Annotated in this window: 24 protein-coding genes; 13 read left to right on the top strand and 11 right to left on the bottom strand. The window is 59.0% G+C overall.

All coding sequences use genetic code 11. The annotated features are described in order from the left end of the window. Positions 1-6: 6 nt before the first annotated feature. Both glp and moaB read right to left on the bottom strand, forming a co-directional pair. Positions 7-1,233: a gephyrin-like molybdotransferase Glp gene (gene glp, locus BW43_RS08230; protein ID WP_032889092.1), complete on the bottom strand. Its 1,227-nt coding sequence runs from the start codon at positions 1,231-1,233 to the stop codon at positions 7-9. Beyond that, positions 1,217-1,756 carry a molybdenum cofactor biosynthesis protein B gene (gene moaB, locus BW43_RS08235; protein ID WP_032889090.1) on the bottom strand — a complete coding sequence of 180 codons (540 nt, stop codon included), beginning with the start codon at positions 1,754-1,756 and terminating at the stop codon, positions 1,217-1,219. Before moaB ends, glp begins: the two co-directional genes overlap by 17 nt. 76 nt (positions 1,757-1,832) lie before the next feature. On the opposite strand from moaB, the gene mobA reads away from it, so the two are divergent. Together mobA and BW43_RS08245 are read left to right on the top strand one after the other, a co-directional pair. After that, the gene (gene mobA / locus BW43_RS08240; protein ID WP_032889088.1) at positions 1,833-2,435 is read left to right on the top strand and encodes a molybdenum cofactor guanylyltransferase MobA; all 603 of its coding nucleotides are present in this window, start codon (positions 1,833-1,835) and stop codon (positions 2,433-2,435) included. Positions 2,436-2,515: 80 nt separating this feature from the next. Continuing rightward, complete coding sequence (locus BW43_RS08245) at positions 2,516-2,737, top strand: YgdI/YgdR family lipoprotein (protein ID WP_032889086.1); 222 nt, start codon at positions 2,516-2,518, stop codon at positions 2,735-2,737. A gap of 55 nt (positions 2,738-2,792) precedes the next feature. Here BW43_RS08245 and BW43_RS08250 read toward each other — a convergent pair whose 3' ends face one another. The 3 genes from BW43_RS08250 to BW43_RS08260 form a co-directional block, all read right to left on the bottom strand. Continuing rightward, complete coding sequence (locus BW43_RS08250; RefSeq protein ID WP_032889302.1) at positions 2,793-3,683, bottom strand: pseudouridine synthase; 891 nt, start codon at positions 3,681-3,683, stop codon at positions 2,793-2,795. A 73-nt stretch (positions 3,684-3,756) separates the two neighbouring features. Next, on the bottom strand, positions 3,757-4,092 hold the full coding sequence (locus BW43_RS08255; protein WP_032889084.1) for a hypothetical protein: 336 nt from the start codon (positions 4,090-4,092) through the stop codon (positions 3,757-3,759). Between the two features lie 74 nt (positions 4,093-4,166). Next, on the bottom strand, positions 4,167-4,403 hold the full coding sequence (locus BW43_RS08260) for a glutaredoxin family protein (RefSeq protein ID WP_032889083.1): 237 nt from the start codon (positions 4,401-4,403) through the stop codon (positions 4,167-4,169). 147 nt (positions 4,404-4,550) lie between these two features. On the opposite strand from BW43_RS08260, the gene BW43_RS08265 reads away from it, so the two are divergent. Next, positions 4,551-6,272, top strand: a complete 1,722-nt coding sequence (locus tag BW43_RS08265) for a monovalent cation:proton antiporter-2 (CPA2) family protein (protein ID WP_032889081.1) — start codon at positions 4,551-4,553, stop codon at positions 6,270-6,272. Here BW43_RS08265 and BW43_RS08270 read toward each other — a convergent pair. Next, on the bottom strand, positions 6,263-7,471 hold the full coding sequence (locus tag BW43_RS08270; protein ID WP_032889301.1) for an ammonium transporter: 1,209 nt from the start codon (positions 7,469-7,471) through the stop codon (positions 6,263-6,265). The two genes, BW43_RS08265 and BW43_RS08270, sit on opposite strands and share 10 nt — an antisense overlap. Before the next feature lie 346 nt (positions 7,472-7,817). Between BW43_RS08270 and BW43_RS08275 the strand changes: the two genes are divergently transcribed. The 8 genes from BW43_RS08275 to BW43_RS08305 all read left to right on the top strand — a co-directional run bounded on the left by BW43_RS08275 (position 7,818) and on the right by BW43_RS08305 (position 16,614). Beyond that, positions 7,818-8,132 (top strand): YqjD family protein, encoded by a 315-nt coding sequence (locus BW43_RS08275; protein WP_032889079.1) that lies wholly within the window; start codon positions 7,818-7,820, stop codon positions 8,130-8,132. A 4-nt stretch (positions 8,133-8,136) separates the two neighbouring features. Next, the gene (locus BW43_RS08280) at positions 8,137-8,526 is read left to right on the top strand and encodes a phage holin family protein (protein WP_032889077.1); all 390 of its coding nucleotides are present in this window, start codon (positions 8,137-8,139) and stop codon (positions 8,524-8,526) included. Then, positions 8,523-8,864, top strand: coding sequence for a hypothetical protein (locus BW43_RS08285; RefSeq protein WP_032889075.1), 342 nt, complete (start codon positions 8,523-8,525; stop codon positions 8,862-8,864). Before BW43_RS08280 ends, BW43_RS08285 begins: the two co-directional genes overlap by 4 nt. Before the next feature lie 95 nt (positions 8,865-8,959). After that, positions 8,960-10,123: an EAL domain-containing protein gene (locus BW43_RS08290; protein ID WP_032889073.1), complete on the top strand. Its 1,164-nt coding sequence runs from the start codon at positions 8,960-8,962 to the stop codon at positions 10,121-10,123. Between the two features lie 71 nt (positions 10,124-10,194). Further along, positions 10,195-11,526, top strand: a complete 1,332-nt coding sequence (locus BW43_RS08295; protein ID WP_032889071.1) for a deoxyguanosinetriphosphate triphosphohydrolase — start codon at positions 10,195-10,197, stop codon at positions 11,524-11,526. A gap of 171 nt (positions 11,527-11,697) precedes the next feature. Then, on the top strand, positions 11,698-12,093 hold the full coding sequence (locus tag BW43_RS28480) for a response regulator (protein ID WP_081797772.1): 396 nt from the start codon (positions 11,698-11,700) through the stop codon (positions 12,091-12,093). 256 nt (positions 12,094-12,349) lie between these two features. Continuing rightward, positions 12,350-12,970, top strand: a complete 621-nt coding sequence (locus BW43_RS08300) for a response regulator transcription factor (RefSeq protein ID WP_032889068.1) — start codon at positions 12,350-12,352, stop codon at positions 12,968-12,970. Positions 12,971-12,978: 8 nt separating this feature from the next. Beyond that, on the top strand, positions 12,979-16,614 hold the full coding sequence (locus BW43_RS08305) for a transporter substrate-binding domain-containing protein (RefSeq protein WP_081797770.1): 3,636 nt from the start codon (positions 12,979-12,981) through the stop codon (positions 16,612-16,614). 25 nt (positions 16,615-16,639) lie between these two features. Here the strand turns inward: BW43_RS08305 and BW43_RS08310 are convergent, their stop codons facing one another. Continuing rightward, a complete protein-coding gene (locus tag BW43_RS08310; RefSeq protein ID WP_032889067.1) occupies positions 16,640-17,122 on the bottom strand; it encodes a GAF domain-containing protein in 483 nt (160 codons plus the stop codon). After that, positions 17,119-18,009 carry an ATP-binding protein gene (locus BW43_RS08315; RefSeq protein WP_032889064.1) on the bottom strand — a complete coding sequence of 297 codons (891 nt, stop codon included), beginning with the start codon at positions 18,007-18,009 and terminating at the stop codon, positions 17,119-17,121. Before BW43_RS08315 ends, BW43_RS08310 begins: the two co-directional genes overlap by 4 nt. A 163-nt stretch (positions 18,010-18,172) precedes the next feature. Here BW43_RS08315 and BW43_RS08320 point away from each other — a divergent pair, with 163 nt between their 5' ends. Continuing rightward, on the top strand, positions 18,173-20,482 hold the full coding sequence (locus tag BW43_RS08320) for a response regulator (protein WP_032889297.1): 2,310 nt from the start codon (positions 18,173-18,175) through the stop codon (positions 20,480-20,482). On the opposite strand, the gene BW43_RS08325 is transcribed toward BW43_RS08320, so the two are convergent. The 3 genes from BW43_RS08325 to msrB all read right to left on the bottom strand — a co-directional run bounded on the left by BW43_RS08325 (position 20,436) and on the right by msrB (position 21,935). Continuing rightward, positions 20,436-20,927 carry a MarR family winged helix-turn-helix transcriptional regulator gene (locus tag BW43_RS08325; RefSeq protein WP_032889061.1) on the bottom strand — a complete coding sequence of 164 codons (492 nt, stop codon included), beginning with the start codon at positions 20,925-20,927 and terminating at the stop codon, positions 20,436-20,438. The two genes, BW43_RS08320 and BW43_RS08325, sit on opposite strands and share 47 nt — an antisense overlap. After that, positions 20,924-21,409, bottom strand: a complete 486-nt coding sequence (locus BW43_RS08330) for a glutathione peroxidase (protein ID WP_032889060.1) — start codon at positions 21,407-21,409, stop codon at positions 20,924-20,926. The genes BW43_RS08325 and BW43_RS08330 overlap by 4 nt, the downstream gene beginning before the upstream one ends. A 133-nt stretch (positions 21,410-21,542) precedes the next feature. Further along, positions 21,543-21,935: a peptide-methionine (R)-S-oxide reductase MsrB gene (gene msrB / locus BW43_RS08335; protein ID WP_032889057.1), complete on the bottom strand. Its 393-nt coding sequence runs from the start codon at positions 21,933-21,935 to the stop codon at positions 21,543-21,545. Positions 21,936-22,137: 202 nt separating this feature from the next. On the opposite strand from msrB, the gene BW43_RS08340 reads away from it, so the two are divergent. Then, the gene (locus tag BW43_RS08340; RefSeq protein WP_032889055.1) at positions 22,138-23,349 is read left to right on the top strand and encodes a pyridoxal phosphate-dependent aminotransferase; all 1,212 of its coding nucleotides are present in this window, start codon (positions 22,138-22,140) and stop codon (positions 23,347-23,349) included. Positions 23,350-23,505: the final 156 nt, after the last annotated feature.

Raw genomic sequence — 23,505 nt, 5'->3', positions numbered from 1 at the left:
TTGTGTTCAGTTCAGGACTTCGCTCAGCGGGATGAAATTAACCCGATCACCGAGTGCCAGCGTCGTCCCTTCCAACACCTCCACAAACCCCTCCGCCCACGCCGCGCTGCGCAGCACGCCAGAGCTTTGGTTACGGTAGATGATCGCCTTGCCCTGCTCGATGCGCCCGCGCAGATACTCGCGACGATTGCCCGGTTTCGGCCAGACGAATCCCACCGGGACTTCGAACCGCAACGGCTCCACGTCGGCCACACCTTGGCGACGCAGAATGTAGGGGCGCGCCAACAGTGCGAAAGTCACCAGGGTCGAGGCCGGGTTACCCGGCAGGCCGATCACCGGCACGCCACGGAAATGCCCGACCGTCAGTGGCTTGCCAGGTTTGATCGCGAGCTTCCACAGGGCCAGTTCGCCTTCTTCACGCAGGGCGATGCCAAGGAAGTCCGCTTCACCTACCGACACGCCACCGGTGGACAGGATCAGGTCGACACTGCCCAGGCCCGCCAATCGCGTGCGAGTCTGTTCCAAGTCATCCGGCAGGATCCCGGCGTCGATCACTTCACAGCCCATGCGTGAAAGCCAACTGCACAGTACGCGACGATTGCTGTTGTAGATCTGGCCGGGCCCCAGCGGCAAGCCGGGTTCGATCAACTCGTCGCCGGTGGACAGCACGGCCACGCGCGGGCAGCGCACTACATTCAGACGATCACAGCCGAGGGACGCAGCCAGGCCCAGCTCAATCGGGCCCAAGCGCGTCCCGGCTGACAAAACGAGTTCACCGACCGTGGTTTCCTGGCCTTGAGGGCGGATGTTCTGGTCGGCGTGCAGGGGCTCGGTAAAGCTCACGCGCTCATCGGCGTGAACCACGGCATTTTCCTGCATCTCCACGCAATCGGCGCCTTGCGGCACCGGTGCGCCGGTGAAGATGCGCGCGCAAGTGCCCGCGGCCAGAGGTTCAGGTGCCTGACCGGCAAAGATGCGCTGGCTCACCACCAGCGGCTCACCGGTCCAGTCCGCCAGGCGCAGCGCGTAACCGTCCATGGCACTGTTCGGCCACGGCGGCAGGTCAAGGGTGGAGACCAGATCCTGCGCCAATACCCGGCCATCACACTCGGCCAGGGGCAAGGCGTGCGGCTCGCGGATCGGCGTAGCTTCGGCCAGCGCCAACAGGTGCTGCAGCGCCTCTTCCACGGGCATCAGCGCGCCGGTCTTGCCAGGCTTACCCACGGGATTCACAAGGCGCGGCCTGTTTCAGGTGCGGGACGAAGTTGCAGGGGCGATGGCGGTTGTCCAACTGCTCGGCAAGAATGCCGTCCCAACCCGTGCGCACCGCATTGGTGGAACCCGGCAGGCAGCACACCAGGGTGCCATTGGCCAAGCCGGCCAGGGCACGGGATTGCACGGTGGAGGTGCCGATGTCGGCCACGGATATCTGGCGGAACAGTTCGCCAAAGCCGTCGACCTGCTTGTCGAGCAGGCAGCTCACGGCTTCGGGAGTGCTGTCACGGCCGGTGAAACCGGTGCCGCCGGTGATCAGCACCACTTGCACCACATCTTCGGCAATCCAATGGGCAACCTGGGCGCGGATCTTGTAGAGATCGTCCTTGAGCAGTACGCGCTCGGCCAGGTTGTGCCCGGCGGCGGTGAGGCGGTCGACGAAAACCTGGCCCGAGGTGTCGGTGTCCAGGGTGCGGGTGTCGCTGACGGTCAATACAGCGATATTCAGGGGTACGAAGGGCGCATCAGCCTTGGCTTTCATGGCACGGTCCGGTTGTCGGAGGAACAGCCCGGTGTTATATCACAGGCCCCTATTTACCTGCCGCAGCGGAACCTTTATGTCGTTAGATTCTTCGCCCCTTCCCTGCTCGATTTTGCTGTTATCCGGCGGGCGCGGCCAGCGCATGGGCGGCCAGGACAAAGGTCTGTTGGCATGGCGCGGCCAGCCATTGATCGCCCATCTACAGCGCTTGGTACGAGCGTTGACGGATGACCTGATCATCTCGTGCAATCGCAACCAGGACCTCTACGCGCCCTATGCCGACACGCTGGTGAGCGACGACAGCCCGGACTTTCCGGGCCCGCTCGCCGGTATCCGCGCCGGGCTGGCCGCAGCGCGCCATGAGCACCTGCTGATATTGCCGTGCGACGTGCCGGCTATCGACGCGATCCTACTGACCGACCTGCTTAAGACCGCGCGGCAAAACCCATTGGTGCCCGTGATGGTGCGCCACGGCGAATTCTGGGACCCCTTGATCTGCATCATCCCTATACACCTCAAAACCGAGGTAGAACAGGCCTGGCAAGCCGGTGAGCGAAGCCCGCGCAAGATATTCCTGCAATTGGGCGGCGTGGGGCTGGAGTGCCCGGCGGATGACCCACGGCTGGCCAACCTTAATACGCCGGAGCTGTTACAGCCGAGCTCTGACGTGTCAGAATGAACTTTCGCACAAGGAACTTTGGCGACGCCTTACGCGTCTCAAGGTCAGCAATTAAAAAGTATTCTCTCGGAGACAAACCCATGACTCAACGGACCATCGCCGCTCTCATGCTTGCACTGGGCATCGCCACCCTCGCCGGTTGCGCCTCGCCGACAGTGATCACCCTGAATGACGGTCGCGAAATCCAGGCCGTCGACACCCCTAAATTCGATAAGGATTCGGGCTTCTACGAGTTCGAACAACTGGACGGCAAGCAGACCCGTATCAATAAAGATCAGGTCCGCACCGTTAAAGACCTGTAAGTCTTAGCGTTTGCCTACAAGGCCCGCCTCGCGCGGGCCTTGTCGTTTCCGGGGGTTACCAATCGAGGGTGATCTGGCTGCGAAAACGACGCTCTTCGCCGGTGACCGGGTCGATAAACCGTACGCCCTGGGCCAGCAGCTTGAGCGGGTTGGCGTAATCGTCGACGGCATCCTTGAGCACGTCCGGGTAGAACGGGTCATTGCAGATGCTCGCCCCCAGCGCGGTCATGTGCACGCGCAGTTGGTGCTTCTTACCGGTCACGGGAAACAGGGCGTAGCGCCAGAGATCACCATTTTTTTCCCGCACCTCCACCGCCGTTTCGGTGTTGCTGGCGCCCTCGCCTTCCTGCATGCGGAAGAAGGGTTCGCCGTCCACAAGGCGACTTTTGTGCACCAACGGGAACGTCAAACCAGGTAAGGCCGGGGCAATGGCTTCGTAGAATTTATCGATCTGGCGCTTGGGGAACAGCTGCTGATAGGCCGAACGGCTGGCGGGGTTGGCGGAGAACAGCACCAGCCCGGCGGTGTGCCGGTCGATACGGTGCAGCGGCACCAGCGACGGATTATCCAGGCGGCGAATCAGGCGGCGCAGCAGGGTTTGCTCGACGTACTCTCCGGCCGGGGTCACGGGCAGGAAATGCGGTTTATCCGCCACCACCAAGTGCTCGTCGGCGTACAGGATAGTTTCCTGCACCGGAATCACCTTTTCGTTCGGCACTTCACGGAAGTAGTAAATGCACAGACCTTCCTTGTAGGCGAGGTCCAGCTGAATGGGGCTGCCGTTGATATCCAATACCCGTCCGCGGGCGATGCGGTCCAGCCAGTGCTCACGGCTTATCGCCGGGAAGTGCTCGCACAGGCAATCGAGCACGGTCGCCCAAGGGCCTGGCGGCAAGTAGAGAGTGCTGGCTTGGTGTTGGGACGCGGAAAAACCGGAAGTGGACATGCCGATGCTCGAAGCCTTGAAAAAACCGATGGGCATTATCCCGCACGACGCGGGATTGAGCCTAGGGCGGATCTCAGGCTTTGGCTAATTGCGTGCGCAGGATCGGCGACGCACTGGCCGCTTCGGTGAATTCCTTGAGCCAACGCAGCACATCCACCGCTTCCCAGCGACCGGGATCGTACAAGGCGTAGAGCAAGCCCTGATAACCCACCACATCCAGTTGCTTGTGGTAACCGGCGCGCTGGAACAACGCTTCGATCTCCGCGAAGCAGGTATTGAAATGCACTTTGTTAAAGGGCGTCTTGCCTTCCGTGACCAAGCCATCGAGGCGCAGCTCGTTCACCGCGTCGCGCACGACGTCGGCGGACATGCGATTGACGCTGCTTTTCAGTTGTTCAACATTCACCACGGGCGTTCCCTCCATTCAATCGCTGTACAAACATACAGTAACGTAATAATTGGAAACCCGCCATCGCATAAACGTCAGCGCAGGAAGGCAACGACCTGTTCAGCGTCAAAGGGCCAGTCCAATTCGGCGCCGGTATCCACCCGTCGAAGCACCGGAATCCGCAGCCCATAGACGTCGGTGAGATCTTGGGGATCGGTGATGTCAACCAGCTCCACCAACAGCCCGTGTTCGACGAGCGGCATGATTTCGGCTTCGGCAATCTCACAAAGATGGCAACCCAGGGTGCCGAACAACTGGCATTCAGGAAGCATGGCGAAAGGACCTGATCAGAAAACAGATCAACATTCTAGGCTTGCGTAAGACCCGTGGCGAGCCGATAAACCCTGACACAGATCAGCATGACGTATAACTGATTCAGCGATTCTCGCGGCTTTTTGCCCGCTCACCCTGCAACGGAGATGCTCGTGTTCGCCAACCTGCTGATCATTTTGGCCTCATCCCTTGTGGTGATTGCGCTGTTTCGCCGACTGCAACTGCCGCCCGTGCTGGGCTACCTGTGTGTGGGCCTCGCCGTGGGACCTACGGCGCTGGACTGGGTGAATGACAGCGAAGAGCTGCCCGACCTCGCCGAGCTTGGCGTGGTGTTCCTGTTGTTTTCCCTGGGCCTGGAGTTCTCCCTGACAAAGATGCTCGCCCTGCGCCGCGTGGTGTTTGGCCTGGGCAGTTTGCAGGTGCTGGGGTGCAGTGCGCTGCTTGGAGGCTTGTTGATGGCCTTTGGTGTGGCCCCCGGCATCGCGTTGCTGCTGGGTGCGGGCTTGGCATTGTCGTCCACGGCGATCGTCAGCAAAGAGCTGACCAGCCTCGGAGAAATCTTCAGCAGCCATGGCCAGAACGCGATTGGCGTGCTGCTGTTCCAGGACGTGGTAGCCGTATTGCTACTGACCTTGGTGCCCGTGTTTGCCGGCAGCAGCGATCAAGCCTGGTACTGGGCGCTGCCGCTGACGCTGGGTAAAACCGTGTTGCTGTTTGTTGGCCTGCTGCTGGCCAGTCGCTGGTTGTTGCCGCGCCTGTTCCATGAAGTCGCCGCGTCCCACTCGGCGGAGCTGTTTGTGTTGCTTGCACTGGTGATCGTGTTGCTGACCGCCTGGCTCACCCATTTGCTGGGTCTATCGCCGGCCCTCGGCGCCTTCCTGGCCGGCATGCTGCTGGGCGAAAGCCATTACCGCCATCAGATCGAAGCGGATATCCGACCGTTTCGCGACATCCTGCTGGGGCTGTTTTTCGTCAGTATCGGCATGTTGATCGACCTGCAATTGTTCATCAGCCACAGTCTGCTGATCCTCGGCCTGACCCTCGCGCTGATGCTGATCAAGGGGTGCGTGGTAGCGGTGCTGGTCAAGCTGCGGGGCAGCGACAGCGAAACCGCCTGGCGCAGCGGCTTGGCCCTCGCCCAGGGCGGTGAGTTCTGTTTTGCGTTGATGGCGCAAATGCAGCAAAGCCGGCTGATCCCGGATGAATTCAATGGCTTGCTGCTCGCCGCCACGTTCTGCTCGATGTTGCTGACGCCACTGCTGTTGCGCGCCGCCCCGGCGATTGCCCTGCGCCTGCACCGCAAACCCAACCAGCAAGTGCAGCTGGAGGAAATCACCGCGCTCAATGCCGAGTTACGCGGCCATGCAGTGATCTGTGGCTACGGCCGTGTGGGGCAGTCCATCGGGCGCTTTTTGCGGCGGGAACAACAAGCCTTTATCGCCCTGGATGACGACCCGGAACGGGTACAGGAAGCCGCCACCGAGGACAGCAGCGTGCATTACGGCGACTGCCGTCGCGGCGCCCTGCTCAGTGCGGTGGGCCTGGAACGGGCGCGGTTGGTGGTAATTGCCGTGGACAACAGCGATGTCGCCCTAGTGGTGTTGAAAGAGGCGCGCCGTATCAACCCCGAGGTGCCGATTCTGGTGCGCACTCGCGATGACAGCCAGTGGGCCGAACTGAAAGCTGCGGGCGCCAGCGAAGTGGTGCCCGAACTATTGGAGTCGAGCCTGATGCTCGCCTCCCACGCCTTGATCCTGCTGGGCCTTCCGGACCACCAGGTACAGGCGCGGGTCGATGAAGTGCGACACAACCGCTATCGCCTGCTGCACGGCTCTTTCACGCCGCCGAACAGCGACGATCAATCCTGACTGACCGCGCCGATCTTGTGGATCGACAGGTCCGCACCGTAATACTCCTGCTCCTGACTCAGGCGCAGGCCACCGACGCGTTTGATCACCCCATACACCAACAGGCCGCCGCCGAACGCGACTGCCACGCCGAGGCCGGTGCCGATCAACTGGCTGACCAGGCTCACGCCACCCAGGCCGCCCAGCGCGGTCTGGCCAAAGATGCCGCAGGCAACCCCACCCCACACACCGCACAGGCCATGCAATGGCCACACGCCCAGCACGTCATCGATTTTCCAGCGATCCTGGGCGGCGATAAAGCACCAGACAAACAGCCCACCGGCGACTACACCGGTGACCAGCGCGCCTACCGGATGCATCAGGTCGGAACCGGCGCAGATCGCCACCAGCCCGGCGAGCGGGCCGTTATGCAGAAAGCCTGGGTCGTTACGGCCGATCACCAGCGCAGCAACGGTGCCGCCGACCATCGCCATCAACGAGTTGACCGCCACCAGGCCACTGACGCCGTTGAGGGTTTGCGCGCTCATCACGTTAAAGCCGAACCAGCCGACGATGAGAATCCACGAACCCAGCGCCAGAAACGGAATGCTCGATGGCGCAAAGGCGACCAAGCGTCCTTCCCGATAACGTCCGTTACGCGGGCCCAACAGCAACACCGCCGCCAGCGCCAGCCAGCCGCCCATGGCGTGCACCACGACAGAACCGGCGAAGTCATGAAAGCTGGCGCCAAAGGTGGCGAGCAACCAGGCTTGCAGGCCGAAATTGCCATTCCAGACCATGCCTTCGAAAAACGGGTAGATAAACGCCACGATCAACGCAGTAGCGCACAACTGCGGAGCAAACTTCGCGCGCTCGGCAATGCCGCCGGAGATGATCGCGGGGATCGCTGCCGCAAACGTCAGCAGGAAGAAGAATTTCACCAAGCCATAGCCATGGTCCGCGCTGATCACTGCCGCCGGTTGCATGAAGCTCACGCCGTAGGAGATCCAATAGCCTATAAAGAAATAGGCCAATGTAGAGATGGCGAAGTCGCTGAGGATCTTCGACAGCGCGTTGACCTGATTTTTTTGGCGAACGGTGCCGACTTCCAGGAATGCGAAGCCGGCGTGCATCGCCAGTACCATGACCGCGCCGATCAGGATAAACAGGGTGTTTGAACTGTGGACCAGAGTGTCCACCGCACTTTGCAAATTTTCCATGAAGGTTGGCAGGCCTGCATTAAAGGCAAAAAGCACCAAAGCGGTTCAAGCCACGGTTGCGCGCACTAAATTGGCACCGCCGGTACCGCCCCTCTTCACAGGGCGTGAACCGCTTTAGCGCAGCGATCAACACAACAGGCTGTTGCCGACAGGGTTTTTCCGCGAGTTTCAGTTATTTAAGGTAAGGTTTTTGATGGCTTGAGGCCTTACCGCCCAGATTCAGCGCAGGCACCCGTGCATGCGCACCAAGGCAAAGCAAAAGCTGTACCACGCAATTGCAGTGAACCTTCACCGACGCCGGTGACTCGAAACCACACGTACCGATCAGCCAATCACGGAGATAACCATGGCCAGAAAAACAGCACAGACAGCCCAAGAGATACTGATGGCGGATTTTCAAACCCTGGTCAGTGATACCGAAAAGCTACTGGATGACACCGCGATCCTGGCGGGTGACCAGGCCGACGAGCTGCGCAGCAAGATTCATGAAAGCTTGCTCAAGGCCCGTGAAACCCTGCAACTGACCGAAGACTCCCTGCGCGAGCGCGGCCAAGCTGCGGTCACCGCTACTGAAGACTACGTACAGGCCAACCCCTGGCAGTCGGTGGGTATTGCCGCTGGCGTGGGCTTTCTGATCGGCCTATTGGCTACAAGGCGCTAACATTATGTCTATCGGCGAAAGCGGCTCGGCCACGGGCGCAAGTTCTACCTCAAGACGCCTGGGCGCGGCCGTTCTAGGCTTGCTGCACAGCCACGTCGAACTGTTCGGCATCGAATTGCAGGAGCAGAAAGCACGCACCGTCAGCCTGCTGCTGTTTGCCGGCTTGGCCTTGGTGTTTGCCCTGTTATTGCTGGTCGGGTTGTCGACGCTGGTGATGATCCTGGTCTGGGACACCGGCTACCGTCTCACCGGGATCATCTGCCTCTGCTTGTTCTACAGCCTGGCCGCCGCGTTCTGCGGGGTGCGCTTGAAAGCAGCAGTATTCGATGAGTCCACGCCCTTCCACGCCACGCTTGAAGAGCTGGCCAATGATCGGGAGCGCCTGCTGCCATGAGCATGACTGAGATCCCGCACAACACATCCCGTCGAGAAATGCGCAAGGCACTGATCCGCCTGCGCATGGAAATGCACCGCCAGGAAATCCGTCATGAGTCCCAACAATTGATGGCTCCGCTGCACAAAGTGCGCGACATGCGCCACAACTGGCAGGACAGCCTGGGCATCAAGCACGCGCCGCTGTGGGGCGTGGCGGCAGTGACGCTGATGGGCTTCTTTACCGGGAAGGGTGCCAAGGGCGGCAGTATCAGCAGCGTGACCCGGCTGGTGCGGCTGGGCGCAGGTTTGATCCCGCTGATCAAATTAGCGATGGCAGGTACTTCCCGAAAAGGATGAGCCCTGCTGGCTGCATTCTTGCAAACAGAATCGGCCCGGCCTTCGTCATTGAAGGCCGGGCCTCTTTTTTTCGCTACCTCTCATAAGGAGGTCCTGTGATTGACGGGCAACCGCTCGCCTGCTTCCAGCCGTTTATTGACACTGCCACCGGACGCATTGCCGGCGTCGAGGCCTTGGGTCGCCTGCGCCAGGCTGACGGCAGCTTGCAGTCTGTGGGCCCGTTGTTCGCGGACCCGCGCACGCCAGGCACGACGTTGCGACGCCTCGACCGTCAGATCCGCGACAATGCCTTGAGCCGCCTGCATGAAGCCCCCGACGATTGGTTTCTAAGCCTGAACATCTCGCCCCGCTGGATCAACCGGTTGCGTCCGGGCCAGGCCCTGCCGAGCTTGAAACAAATCCACACCCACGGCGTTGACCCGCAGCGCGTTGTGTTCGAGATCACCGAACTGGGTGGCGATATCCAGCGCTTGGCCGATGTGGTCGCGCGTTATCGCGAGGCCGGTGCGCGTATTGCCATTGATGACTTCGGTGCCGGCTATTCCCAGCTTGACCGGGTGCTGGCGTTGCAGCCGGATATCCTCAAGTTGGACATGCGCCTTTTCCAGGAAGCCGCCAAGGGCGGGCCAAGCAGTGACGTCGTGCGGGCGCTGGCGCAGATGGCGGAGAAAACCGGCTGTTGGATCATTGCCGAAGGCGTGGAAACTGAAGCGCAACTGAGCTTTGCCCTGGAATGCGGCTCGCGCTATGTACAGGGCTATCTGTTCGCGCAGGCACAGCTGGATTGGTTTGCCACCGACGCCTTCGTGCCACGCTTTGCCCAACTGCGCGCAGCGTACGTCCAGCAGAAGCTGGCAGAGCGTGGACGCATCATGGACCTGCGCCAACAGTTGGCCGAGCTGATGAAAATCCTCCAAAGCTGGGCCCTGGGCCAGGCACCGCTTAGCCAGTTACCACAATTGCAGGATTTCCCATGGCTGCTGCGCTTTTATCAGTGCGACCGACATGGCACGCAACTCACGCCGAACTTCGAATGGCGCCAGGACGCCTGGCAGGCCGACACGCGTTACCTGGGCCACAACTGGTCATGGCGCCCGTATTTCTATCACCTGCTGGCCGAAGGTTGGGACGAGCGGCGCCTGACCTTGTCGTCGACGTATCGCGACGCCACCACCAACCAGTATTGCCTCACTGCCGGACAATTCTTCGATAACGGTCAGCGCTTGCTGTTAATTGATATCGACGCCGCCGGGTTGTAGATTTTCGCTTGCCCCGCCAAGGTGGAACCGGGAAGCTGGGAGGGTCATTCACCGCACGGAGAGTACCCGCCTTGGATTGGCCTACCCTGCTTACCCGCGAACGGCTTGGAAAGCCCCTGCACAGCCCGGAAGAACTCGGCCGCAGCCCTTTTCACAAAGACCATGACCGCATTATTTTCTCCGGCGCATTTCGCCGCCTGGGCCGCAAGACCCAGGTGCACCCGGTGTCCAGCAACGACCATATCCACACCCGCCTGACCCACTCCCTGGAAGTCAGTTGCGTGGGCCGCTCACTCGGCATGCGCGTCGGTGAAACCCTGCGCAGTGCACTGCCCGACTGGTGCGAACCGAGTGATCTGGGCATGGTGGTGCAATCAGCCTGCCTGGCCCATGACATTGGCAACCCGCCGTTCGGGCATTCGGGCGAAGACGCCATCCGGCACTGGTTCCAACAGGCCGCCGGGCGTGGCTGGCTGGACGACATGAGCAGCGCCGAGCGCAACGACTTCCTCAATTTCGAAGGCAATGCCCAAGGCTTTCGGGTACTGACCCAGCTCGAATACCATCAGTTCGACGGCGGTACACGACTGACCTACGCGACCCTGGGCACGTACCTGAAATACCCCTGGACCGCTCGCCACGCCGACGCCCTGGGCTACAAGAAACACAAGTTCGGCTGCTACCAGAGCGAACTGCCGATCCTCGAACAGATCGCCCACAAGCTCGGTCTGCCGCAACTGGAAGAACAACGCTGGGCCCGTCACCCATTGGTCTATCTGATGGAAGCCGCAGATGACATCTGCTATGCCCTGATCGACCTGGAAGACGGCCTGGAAATGGAGTTGCTGGAATACGCCGAAGTCGAGTCGCTGCTGCTCGACCTGGTAGGCGACGACCTGCCGCAGACCTATCGGCAATTGGGATCTCAGGACTCGCGCAGACGCAAGCTGGCGATCCTGCGCGGCAAAGCCATCGAGCATTTGACCAACGCGGCGGCGCGAGCCTTCGTCGAACAGCAGGATGCCTTGCTGGCCGGCACCCTGCCCGGCGACTTGGTGGAGCATATGCACGGGCCGGCCAAACGCTGCGTGCTGGATGCCAAAGACATGGCACGCAAGAAAATCTTCCAGGACAAACGCAAGACCTTGCATGAAATTGGCGCCTATACCACGTTGGAAATACTGCTGAACGCTTTTTGCGGCGCGGCATTGGAGCAGCATGGCGGACGAACGCCCTCCTTCAAGAACCGGCGTATTCTCGACCTGCTGGGTAACAATGCACCGAACCCGGCTTGGCCGTTGCACGCCTCGTTCCTGCGCATGATCGACTTTATCGCTGGCATGACCGACAGCTATGCCACCGAGATGGCGCGGGAAATGACCGGGCGTTCGAGCCCTCAGTAACGTCATTTATCAAGTTGCCTGTTCCCTGAAGAGAATCGCCCTACGACGGGAACAGAGCGGCCTGATCGAATTCGCACAAACTCCCGAGGAATAATCGCTCACGCTCCGGGCAAATCTGGCGAACAGTTCCTACATGCCCTCCATCGACGCTTCACTCACCGTGTGCCCTCTATGCCCAATTACCCCCTTCGAATCCTGTTGGTGGAGGACCATCCCTTTCAACTGCTCGCCACCCAGTGCCTGCTCAAGAGCTTTGGTTTTGAGCAACTGACCCCGGCGGAAAACGCCGGACAGGCAATCCGTTTGATGACGCAGGCCCAAGCGCCCTTCGACATCCTCCTGTGCGACCAGTGTCTGCCCGATCTGCCCGGGCTCGAGTTGATTGAAATCGCCAGTCGCCAATGCTTTATAAAGGCCGCCATCTTGCTCAGCGGGCTTCCCGAGGCAGAACTGTCGGCGCTGCATAACCAAGCCCTTGAACGTGACCTGCCATTGCTCGGCTATTTGCAAAAGCCGTTGAATAAAGATGAACTTGCAGGCTTGATCCATATATTACTCACGCTATAAGTGTAGGAACTTAAACAAACTAGGCCGTCGAAAAGTTTACGTATAAGTGTCGCAAACTCCTTGCAATCACACGCTAACCCATCCCCTTGGGAAACCCTGGCCGCTCGTCTCGCGACGCCTTCACGCCCGGTAGGGCTTTACCTTTTTTAATGTAGGAACTTTCCTGTTTTATACCTGCACCCCCTCAAGTTCATGCTTACCCCTCACCTTCTGAGCTAATGTGCCCGCTTTATTTGCACTTGCATGGAATATGATCATGAACACAGTTTTTATTATTGATGACCACCCCGTTATAAGACTGGCCATACGCATGTTGTTGGAGCACGAGGAAAACTTCAAAGTAGTCGGCGAAACGGATAATGGATGCGACGCGATACAAATGGTCCGCGAATGCATGCCGGACCTGATCATCCTGGACATCAGCATTCCTAAACTCGATGGACTCGAAGTGCTTTGCCGGTTCAACGCCATGAGCGCTTCGATGAAAACCCTGGTTTTAACGGCTCAATCCCCCACTCTCTTTGCCACACGCTGCATGCGTTCGGGGGCCGATGGTTATGTATGCAAGGAAGGCGATCTGAGTGAACTGATGAGCGCCATCCGTGCCGTACTGTCCGGCTACAACTATTTCCCCAGCCAGGCCTTGAACGCCAACGATGAGAGCTGCAAGGAACTTGAACTGTTCAAGGCCGTTAATGATAGAGAGTTGATGGTATTGCAACTTTTTGCACAAGGCCGAACCAACAAGGAAATCGCAAAAGGCATGTTCCTGAGTAACAAAACCGTAAGCACATATAAAAAGAGGCTGATGCAAAAACTTCAAGCCAAGTCCTTGGTAGAACTTATCGAGCTGGCAAAACGAAACGCGCTAGTGTGAGAAACCGGATGCCCAGGCGTATAAAGGACTATTTGATTATATTGAGTGCCGGCTTGTGCTTCAGCACCGCTGTGCCTGCGACACCTCCAGCGAGCACGGAACATTTCAACCTATTGAGTCGAGCAAGCTCCGTACAGCTGGAAACCCACTTGGACAAGGGCCAGCGCCAATGGCTCCAGAACAAACGCGAACTGGTGCTGGGCACTGCGTTCCCTGACTACCCACCTTTTGACCTCACCTCCAGCGGGCGCGACTATGAGGGACTCACCGCTGATTACGCTGGCTTGCTGGCCATGGCACTGGCCTTGCCGGTGAAAGTGATGCGCTACCCCTCCCGAGAAGCCGCCATTCGTGCCCTCGAAGCAGGGGATATCGACTTACTGGGCTCTTCCAACAGCTTTGAAGCGGCAAAACCTAACCTGATCCTGTCGGAGCCCTATGCCGTGGATCGACCCGTCCTGGTGACCCGCGAAGGCGAAACCCGCAGTCTGAGCGAGGGGTTGGCCGGGATGCGCCTGGCACTGGTCTACCACTATCTACCACTGGCCGAGGTGGAAAAGCTGTACCCCAAAGCCGTCATCCGCGCCTACCCCTCTTACCAAAACGCTTTGAATGCAGTGGCTTTCGACCAGGCAGACGTCTTTCTCGGCGATACCATTTCCACCCACTACATGATCAACAAGGGCTACCTGAAAAACATCCGCATGGCCAACTTCGGCAAACATGAAGCCTATGGGTTCAGCTTCGCAATGCTCCAGGACCAGCAAACACTGTTGAGCATCGTCGACGCGGCACTGAGGGCCGTGCCGACCACCGAACGGGAGGCGATCGCCAAGCGCTGGAGTGCCGGCAGTGACATTCTGCTGACCGACCAAAAGTTGCAATTGACCCTGCGCGAAGAACGTTGGCTAAAGGATAACCCGGTGGTCAAGGTGATCGTGAACCCCACCTTTGCGCCGCTGACGTTCTTCGACAACGATGGCAACTTTCGCGGAATCACCGCTGACCTCCTGGAACTGATTCGCCTGCGCACCGGGTTGCGCTTCGACATCCAGCGCGCGCGTGATGTGGACACGATGATCGAACAGGTCGAGGCCGGCAAAGCAGACATCATTGGCGCTATCGCCCCCAGCGTCGAGCGGGAAGCCCAACTGAACTTCAGTCGCCCCTACCTGGAAAACTCCTACGTAATGTTGACGCGTAAGGACGGCCAGGCACCTACAAGCCTGGAGGAAATGTCGGGCAAACGACTGGCGATCACTCAAGGCAGCCCACTGAAGAAACTCCTGATTGAGCAGTTCCCAAAGATTCAATTAGTAGAAACGGGTGACACCTTCAAATCAGCCGAACTCCTCGTACAAGGCAATGTTGAGGGGGCCGTGAATACTCTGGTAGTCGCCAACTACTTCCTGACCTCGCAGATGTTCCAAGACAAGATTCAAATCAGCTTCAGCATTGGCACAATGCCCGCCACCTTTGGATTGGCAACATCACGCAGCGCCACCGAACTCAGTTCGATCCTCGACAAGGCCTTGCTCAGCGTCGCCCCTGACGAGTTGGGTGTGATCAATAGCCGTTGGCGCGGCTATTCCGCAGCCTCCGACAGCTACTGGCGTGACTATCACCAACTGATTGCGCGCATCATCATCGGCACCGGGTTGTTGTTGCTGATTTCACTGAGTTGGAACGCTTACATGCGCCGCCAAATCAGGCACCGGAAAATGGCCGAGCGCGCCCTCAATGACCAGTTCGAGTTCATGCGCGCACTGGTCAATGAAACCCCGCATCCGATCTACGTGCGTGATAACAAGGGACTGTTGCAGACCTGCAACGATAGTTACCTGCAGGTGTTCGACGTCAAGCGCGAAGACGTGATCGGTAAAAGCGCAGTTCAGATCAGTACAGCTCTCGCGGCAGAAGCGGCGCAATATCATGCCGACTATCAACGTGTGGTGGCCGAAGGCAGGCCAATGATCGTGGACCGCACCCTGCATATTCGTGGACAGAAACTGACGATCTACCACTGGATCCTTCCCTACCGCGATTCCGTCGGTGAAGTTCAGGGCATCATCGGTGGCTGGATCGACATCAGCGAGCGACGTCAGCTGTTCGACGAACTTCGCACCGCCAAGGAGCGAGCCGACGAAGCCAATCGCGCCAAAAGCACGTTCCTCGCCACCATGAGCCATGAAATCCGTACGCCTATGAACGCGGTGATTGGCATGCTGGAGCTGACCCTCAAGCGGGCAGACCAGGGCCACCTTGATCGGCCGGCCATCGAAGTGGCCTACAACTCGGCCAAGGATCTGCTGGAGCTAATCGGCGACATCCTGGACATCGCACGTATTGAGTCCGGTCGCCTCAGCCTGGCGCCCGAACGCGTCAACCTGAGGGAGGTGATCGAATCGGTAGTGCGTGTATTCGACGGCCTGGCACGCCAGAAGAGCCTTAGCCTGTTGCTCGAATTCACGCCAGACCTAGAAGATACCGAAGTCCTGATTGACCCCCTGCGCTTCAAGCAGGTGCTGTCCAACTTGATCAGCAATGCGATCAAATTCACTGAACGTGGCCAAGTAAAAATCAAGGTGCATGTATCCAACACTGAATTGGCGCAGCAGATCGAGATGAAGCTGGTGGTGGAAGATACCGGCATCGGCATCAGCCGGGACGATCAAACGCGTCTGTTCGAACCCTTTGCCCAGGCGGACAATTCGGGACATCTGGCCAGGAGCGGTGCGGGCCTGGGGCTGGTGATCTGTCGCAGCCTGTGCGCGATGATGGGTGGGCAACTAAGCCTGAGCAGCGTGCCTATGGTCGGCACTCAGGTGCATGTGAGCCTGAAGATGAATCGCCTGCAGGCACTGCCGGTAGTCGACGAACTCAAGCCAACAACACCTGCCAGCGTGTCTGTGCTCAATGTACTGGTGGTTGATGATCACCCGGCGAATCGCCTGTTGATGTGCCAGCAACTCGGCTACCTGGGCCACCAGTTCACCGCTGCCCAGAACGGCGCAGCGGGCTTCCAGGCCTGGCGCCAGGAGCACTTCGACTTGGTAATAGCCGACTGCAATATGCCGATCATGAATGGTTACGAGCTGAGCTGCTCAATCCGTGAATACGAGCAACGCGAGAATCTAACCCCTTGTGTGGTACTGGGCTTTACCGCCAATGCCCAGCCAGAAGAGAAAAAACGCTGCGCACAGGCGGGCATGAATGACTGCCTGTTCAAACCTATCAATCTCACGGCGCTGGAGCAGCAACTGGCGAAAATCAGTCCTCAACCCACCGGCCTGATCCAGGACATTGGCAACTTCGAGGCCCTTACCGGTGGCGATCCGCAGATGAGTCGTCTGCTGCTGGAGGAGTTGCTGAGCAGCAGTCGTCAGGATCGCCAGGAACTGGTCGCACTGATGGTTGCGCAGGCATCGCCCCAGGACATCATCGAACAGGCTCACAAGATCAAGGGCGCGGCTAGAATTGTCCAGGCCAGTACGCTGGCCTCGCGGTGCGAAGCCCTCGAACAGGCCTGTGCCCGTGGTGATGACAGGCCCTTGATCGAAATAGGCGTGAAGTCATTGGAAAAGCTGATGTTGGAACTTGAAAGGATGCTGCAAGAGCGGCTTCAAAGACTGGATGGCCAATAAGGGGCGGGTTGCGCCCCTCACTTGATCAGCAGTCGGTCAAGCGGAGGAAAATTGCCGCCAACTGTTCGATTCCGGCCTGATCCTGAGGGGTAAAGCGGGCCAACGACGGGCTATCGAGGTCGAGGACGCCGATCAACTTACCGTCCTTGAGCAGTGGCACGACCAGCTCACTGTTAGACGCGCTGTCACAGGCGATATGTCCTGGGAATGCATGCACATCCTCTACTCGCTGGGTCTGCTGCGACGCTGCAGCAGCGCCGCAGACCCCTCGGCCAAACGGAATACGCACACAAGCGATCTGCCCCTGGAAGGGGCCAAGCACCAGCTCTTCATTGCGATTGAGGTAAAAGCCGGCCCAATTCAAGTCATCCAGTTGGCTAAAGAGGAAAGCGGAAAACTGCGCGCTGTTGGCGATGAAATCGCGCTCATCAGCCAGCAGCGACTCCAATTGGGCACACAGTAGGGCGTAGCCACCGAGACCAGTGCCGGCTTGTTGTAAATCGATCATGGTTGACGCTCCAGTAATTTGAGACCCACCCAGTAACGGGCAAATTGATACGCGCAGCGGCCGTTGCGGTTACCGCGCCCGGTCGCCCAGCGCACCGCGAGAATGTCGAGGGCTTCGTCGCGCTGCCATTGCAAACCGGCCTTGCTCGCTAGCTCACCGATCCAGTGCTCGACCACATCCAGGAAATGCTCTTGGGTGAACGGGTAGAAGGACAGCCACAAGCCAAAACGGTCTGACAAGGCAATCTTGTCTTCCACGGCCTCGCTGGGGTGCAGTTCCCCATCCACCCTCTTCCAGTTGTCGTTGTCACTCTGATTTTCCGGCACAAGGTGACGGCGGTTGGACGTCGCGTACAGCAGCACGTTTTCAGGCGCCTGTTCCAGGGAACCATCCAGCACGCTCTTGAGCACACGGTAGTCGCCCTCGCCGGCTTCGAACGAAAGGTCATCACAAAACAGGATGAAACGCTGCGGCAGCTTGAGCAGTTGCTCAACCACACGGGGCAAATCCGCCAGGTGGTCACGCTCGATTTCGATCAGGCGCAAACCGGCCTTCGCGTGATGAGCGAGCAACGCGCGCACCATGGACGATTTACCGGTGCCGCGCGAGCCCCACAGCAACGCATGGTTGGCAGGCAGTCCATCAAGAAACTGCTGGGTGTTACGCGCCAATGTTTCACGCTGCTTGTCTACACCGATCAGGTCGGAAAGACGCATGTCCAGGCTTACGTCCAGTGGCAACAGAAAACCGCTGCGGCCTTCGCGCTGCCAGCGGGCGGCCAGACAGTGGCTCCAGTCGATGGCTTGGCGTGGCGCGGGCAACAAGGGCTCCAGGCGAGCGAGCACTGCATCGGCTCGCTCCAGAAAGGCATTCAATCGAGAATCCACGATTATTCCTCTGGCAAGTTCTTGTAAAAGATGGCGTATTGGCAACCCTGCGACAGACCGCTTGGGGCTGCGTAAAAAACGGTTCATGCCGGGCAAGCCTCAGCCTGTGGATGTTCAGCTATGCTTGCCGGGCGAAGGGAAACGTGAAGTGGTTCAACACTCGATGGATATCAAGTTCGCCCACCGCTTGTCTTATAAACAAGCCAGATTGACTGTGCTGGTCGGTTTCGTCTTGGGAACCTTGCTCAGCCTGATCCAAATCGGCATTGATTATGCCAGCGAAGACGCATCCATCAACCGTGAAATACGCTCACTGATCGAAATCAGCCATAACCCAGCATCACGTATTGCTTACAACATTGATGCTGAATTGGCCCAGGAACTGACCCTCGGACTGTTGCACTCCCCTGCCATCATTCGTGCGCAGTTGATCGACAACAATGGCGTGGTGCTCGCCGATGTCGACCGGCCTCGTAGAGAAAGCACCTACCGGCCTATCAGTGACTTCATGTTTGGCGCCAACCGCCAGTTCGAAGACCAACTGTTCCTGAGCCATATGCCCAACGACCCACTGGGTGTACTGCGTCTGGATGTAGACACCTACGCCTTCGGCAGCCGGTTCCTACACCGCGCCGAGATCACCCTGCTCAACGGATTCGTACGCAGCCTATTACTGACCGGGATTTTGCTGGGTCTTTTCTACGTGATGCTGACCCAGCCGCTGGTGCGCATCATTCGTGAGTTGAGCACTCGCAAGCAGGCCCACCTGGACTGTCCGCCCGGGCATGAAAATGACGAAATCGGCGTACTGGTGAACGTCGCCAACCAGCAATTTGAAAATATGGAAACCGAAATCCAGCAGCGCCGCCACGCCGAAGACCGACTGACGGAATACCTGGGGCAACTGGAAGATATCGTCTCCGCCCGCACACTTGAACTCAAGGCTAGCAACCAGCGACTGACCCAGTCCAACGATGAGCTCGAAACGGCGAAGATGAATGCAATAGGCATGGCTCAGGCTCGGGCAGCCTTCCTGGCGAACATGAGCCACGAAATCCGCACCCCGCTCAACGGCCTGCTAGGCATGATCGCGCTGTCGCTGGACAGCGCGTTGAATGCTGAGCAGCGCCAGCAACTGTCTATCGCCCATGACTCCGGCAAAGTGCTGGTGGAGTTGCTCAACGACATTCTCGACCTGTCCAAATTCGACGCTGGTCAGTTGGAGCTGGAGCGCATCCCGTTCGACCTTGGTGCACTGATTGAAGATACCGCCAACCTCTTGTCGCAGAATGCCGCACCGAGCGTGGAACTGACGTGTTTGATCGACCCGCAGTTCCCGGCCCAAGTGCTAGGTGACCCGACCCGTGTACGTCAGATCGTCAGCAACTTACTGTCCAACGCTCTGAAGTTCACGCGATTCGGTCGAGTTGATGTGCGCCTGCGCACTTACGACGGCGGCGTGAGCATTGAGGTCTGCGATACCGGCATCGGCATTGCGCAGGAAGCGCAAGTGAAAATATTCCAGCCGTTCACCCAGGCCGGCGCCGGGATCACTCGTCAGTTTGGCGGGACAGGGCTGGGTCTGGCGTTGACTCACAATCTGTGTGAAGCCATGAAGGGACGGTTGAGTATCAGTTCAGAGGTAGGCTTTGGCAGCCAGTTCTGTGCGCAACTGCCATTACCTACCCACTTGCCCGCCGTGCAGCCACCGCCTCTCACAGGCAAGGTCGTTGCCATCACCAACATCGGCGGTGGCCTGACCGAGTTGCTCACGACCCTGCTGCCCAGTTGGGGCCTTACCCCCCAATGTTTCACCATGGATGACGACTTGAGCGGGCAAACGCCTGACTTGCTGATTACCGACTGCCCTGAATGTCTGTTCCGTATACGACCGGGCATTACCGCGCCCATCCTGCTGGTGACGGCCTATGGCAATTTCATGCCCAGCGAAGAGGTCGCGGCGTTGGCGCCTTTGCACCAGCAAGCACGCCCCTTGAGCCGCAACGCGCTGTACCAGATTCTTCAGCGCAATTTACGCACCGACATGCACCTGGTTCTTGACCCCATCCAACTGGATGCCGCCCCACTCGCGCATCGCGGCTGCATACTCCTGGTGGAGGACAATCCGGTAAACCAACTGGTGGCCAAGGGCATGCTCAGCAAGCTGGGCTGCGAAGTGATAGTGGCCGCCCACGGTGGTGAAGCACTAAAGTTTCTTGAAGAACAACGCTTCGATATGGTGCTGATGGACTGCAACATGCCGGTGATGGATGGCTACGAGGCCAGCCGGCAGATTCGCCGCAGCGGGCGCTGGCCAGACCTGCCGATTGTCGCGCTGACTGCCAACGCCATGCCCGAAGAACGAGAGCGCTGCCGTGCGGCGGGGATGAATGACTATCTGGCTAAACCGTTCCGCCGCGAAGAGCTCAATGCGCTGCTGGACCTGTGGGTGCCTCGGACGACAGCGCTCTGATCTGCGCCAATAACTGATCCAGGCCATCGCGCAAGGTGTCGGCCTGATTCAGATCAACCCCACTGTCGCACAACAGCCGAGTCTTCAGAGCGAGGGCCTGATCACGCAGTTCCACGCCGGTGTCACTCAAGCTCAGATGCACCTCCCGTTCATCCTGGGCACTGCGCCGGCGCCGCACCAGTGAAATCTGCTCCAGCCGTTTGAGCAAGGGTGTCAGCGTGCCCGAGTCGAGCATCAGGCGTTCGCCCAGAGCTTTGACTGTCGGCTGCTCAGGGGCTGCGTCGTGCCATTCCCATAACACCAGCATCGCCAGGTATTGCGGATAAGTCAGGCCCAACTGGTCGAGCATCGGCTTATAAGCGCGGGTCACGGCCCGTGAGGCGGCGTAGAGTTTGAAACACAGCTGGTTATCCAGTGCCAGGGACACCGCGGGCAAGTCGGTCATTTGAGCAGGGCTTCGATCTCTTGGGTAAGGTCTTTTGGCTTGGTGGTAGGGCCGAAGCGCTTGACCACCTGGCCGTCACGGCCGATGAGGAACTTGGTGAAGTTCCACTTGATGCCCTTGGACCCCAACAGGCCCGGCGCCTGTTTTTTCAATTGCACGAACAGTGGATGGGCATCGCTGCCATTGACGTCGATCTTCTTGAACAACGGAAAGCTGACACCGAAATTCAGCTCACAGAACGTTGAGATAGCGCCTTCGTCACCGGGCTCCTGCTTGCCGAACTGATTGCAGGGAAAGCCCAGCACCACCAGGCCCTGGTCTTTGTACTGCTGCCAGAGCTGTTCCAGCCCCTTGTACTGAGGGGTGAAGCCGCATTTGCTGGCAGTGTTGACCACCAGCACGGCCTTGCCGGCGAAATCGGCCAAGGTCTTTTGCTCACCCTTGATGGTGGTGCAAGGGATGCTCAGCAGGTCGTTGCTCATGGCAGTGCCTCGATAAAAGCGGAAAGAAGTAGAAACATAGTAGGCAATTCAATTGTGTGCAATTGAATTGATCAAACTGATGATCCGTTATGGGCGCACGTGGTGAGGGAGGATGCTCCCTCACCACGCAGGCTTAACGCGGGACCAGGTCCAGGCACACCGAATTGATGCAATAACGCAGGCCGGTCGGCGGCGGCCCATCCGGGAACACATGGCCCAGGTGCGCGTCACACTTTGCGCAGGTTACCTCGGTACGGATCATGCCGTGGCTGACATCACGAATCTCGATCATCGCGCTGTCGGCAATCGGCGCGTAAAAGCTGGGCCAGCCGCAGCCGGAGTCGAATTTGGTGGTGGAATCGAACAGCGGCTCATTGCAGCAGATGCAGTGGTAAACGCCGTCGGTCTTGGTGCCGTTGTACTTGCCGCTGAAAGGCCGTTCGGTGCCTTTGAGCCGGCACACGTTGTACTGCTCCGGATCGAGCATGGCCTTCCACTCTTCAACGGTTTTCTGCAACTTTTCCATCGGTACACCTCGGCAACTGAAAAAGCCTGATCTGTGTCTTTTCCATGGATCAGGCGGCACGTATGATTGCGCCTCTTCAAAACGCCAGTCTGGCACCCGCGCTATCGGCATTCAAACGTATTTATGGGTGCGGGCCTCGCAGGATTCGCAGTACGGTAGTGCACACACCGTCTGGATCGTTCATTTTCAGGATCACATCGCCATGCAGGTCAGCAAATCGAACAAGCTCGCCAACGTCTGCTACGACATTCGCGGCCCAGTGCTCAAGCACGCCAAACGCCTGGAAGAGGAAGGTCATCGCATCCTCAAGCTGAACATTGGCAATCCGGCGCCTTTTGGTTTCGAAGCACCGGACGAAATCCTCCAGGACGTTATCCGCAACCTGCCTACCGCTCAGGGCTACAGCGACTCCAAAGGCCTGTTCAGCGCGCGTAAAGCGGTGATGCAGTACTACCAGCAGAAGCAGGTGGAAGGCGTCGGCATTGAAGACATCTACCTGGGCAATGGCGTGTCCGAACTGATCGTGATGTCCATGCAGGCCCTGCTGAACAATGGCGACGAAGTGCTGGTACCGGCACCGGACTATCCACTGTGGACCGCTGCCGTGACACTGGCCGGCGGCCACCCGGTGCACTACCTGTGCGACGAAGGCGCCGACTGGTTCCCGGACCTGGCTGACATCAAGGCTAAGATCACTCCGAACACAAAGGCACTGGTGATCATCAACCCGAACAACCCCACCGGCGCGGTGTATTCCAAGGAAGTGCTGCTGGGCATGCTGGAACTGGCACGCCAGCACAACCTGGTGGTGTTCTCCGACGAGATCTACGACAAGATCCTCTACGACGACGCCGTGCACGTATGCACCGCCTCCCTGGCACCGGACCTGTTGTGCCTGACCTTCAACGGCCTGTCCAAGTCCTACCGCGTGGCGGGTTTCCGCTCCGGCTGGATCGCCATCTCCGGTCCCAAGCACAACGCCCAGAGCTACATCGAAGGCATCGACATGCTGGCCAACATGCGCCTGTGTGCCAACGTACCGAGCCAGCATGCGATCCAGACCGCTCTGGGCGGCTACCAGAGCATCAATGACCTGGTACTGCCCCAGGGCCGCCTGCTGGAACAACGCAACCGCACGTGGGAGCTGCTCAATGCGATCCCCGGTGTGAGCTGCGTGAAACCCATGGGTGCGCTGTACGCTTTTCCACGGATAGACCCGAAGGTATGCCCGATCCTCAACGACGAAAAGTTCGTGCTCGACTTGTTGCTGTCGGAAAAGCTGTTGGTGGTTCAGGGCACCGCGTTCAACTGGCCGTGGCCGGATCACTTCCGCGTGGTGACCTTGCCGCGCGTAGATGACTTGGACATGGCGATTGGCCGTATTGGCAATTTCCTCAAGACCTATCGCCAGTAGTAGCATGGCGCTGTACGACCGACATTCGGTCGTACAGCGATTATCTGGCAACACTTCTCCGATCTCGCCCTTTTTCTGTATGGCACTTGCCTCTCTCAAGCCACGTGCCCCCTATAATTGCAGGGTTGTGAGGCAAAAAGTGGGGCATCTCTGGTG

The sequence above is a fragment of the Pseudomonas sp. RIT357 genome (assembly GCF_000632245.1).
Classification (GTDB): Bacteria; Pseudomonadota; Gammaproteobacteria; order Pseudomonadales; family Pseudomonadaceae; genus Aquipseudomonas; species Aquipseudomonas sivasensis.
The sequence above is the reverse complement of the archived record's forward strand: the minus strand, read 5'-3'. Positions and strand labels throughout refer to the sequence as shown.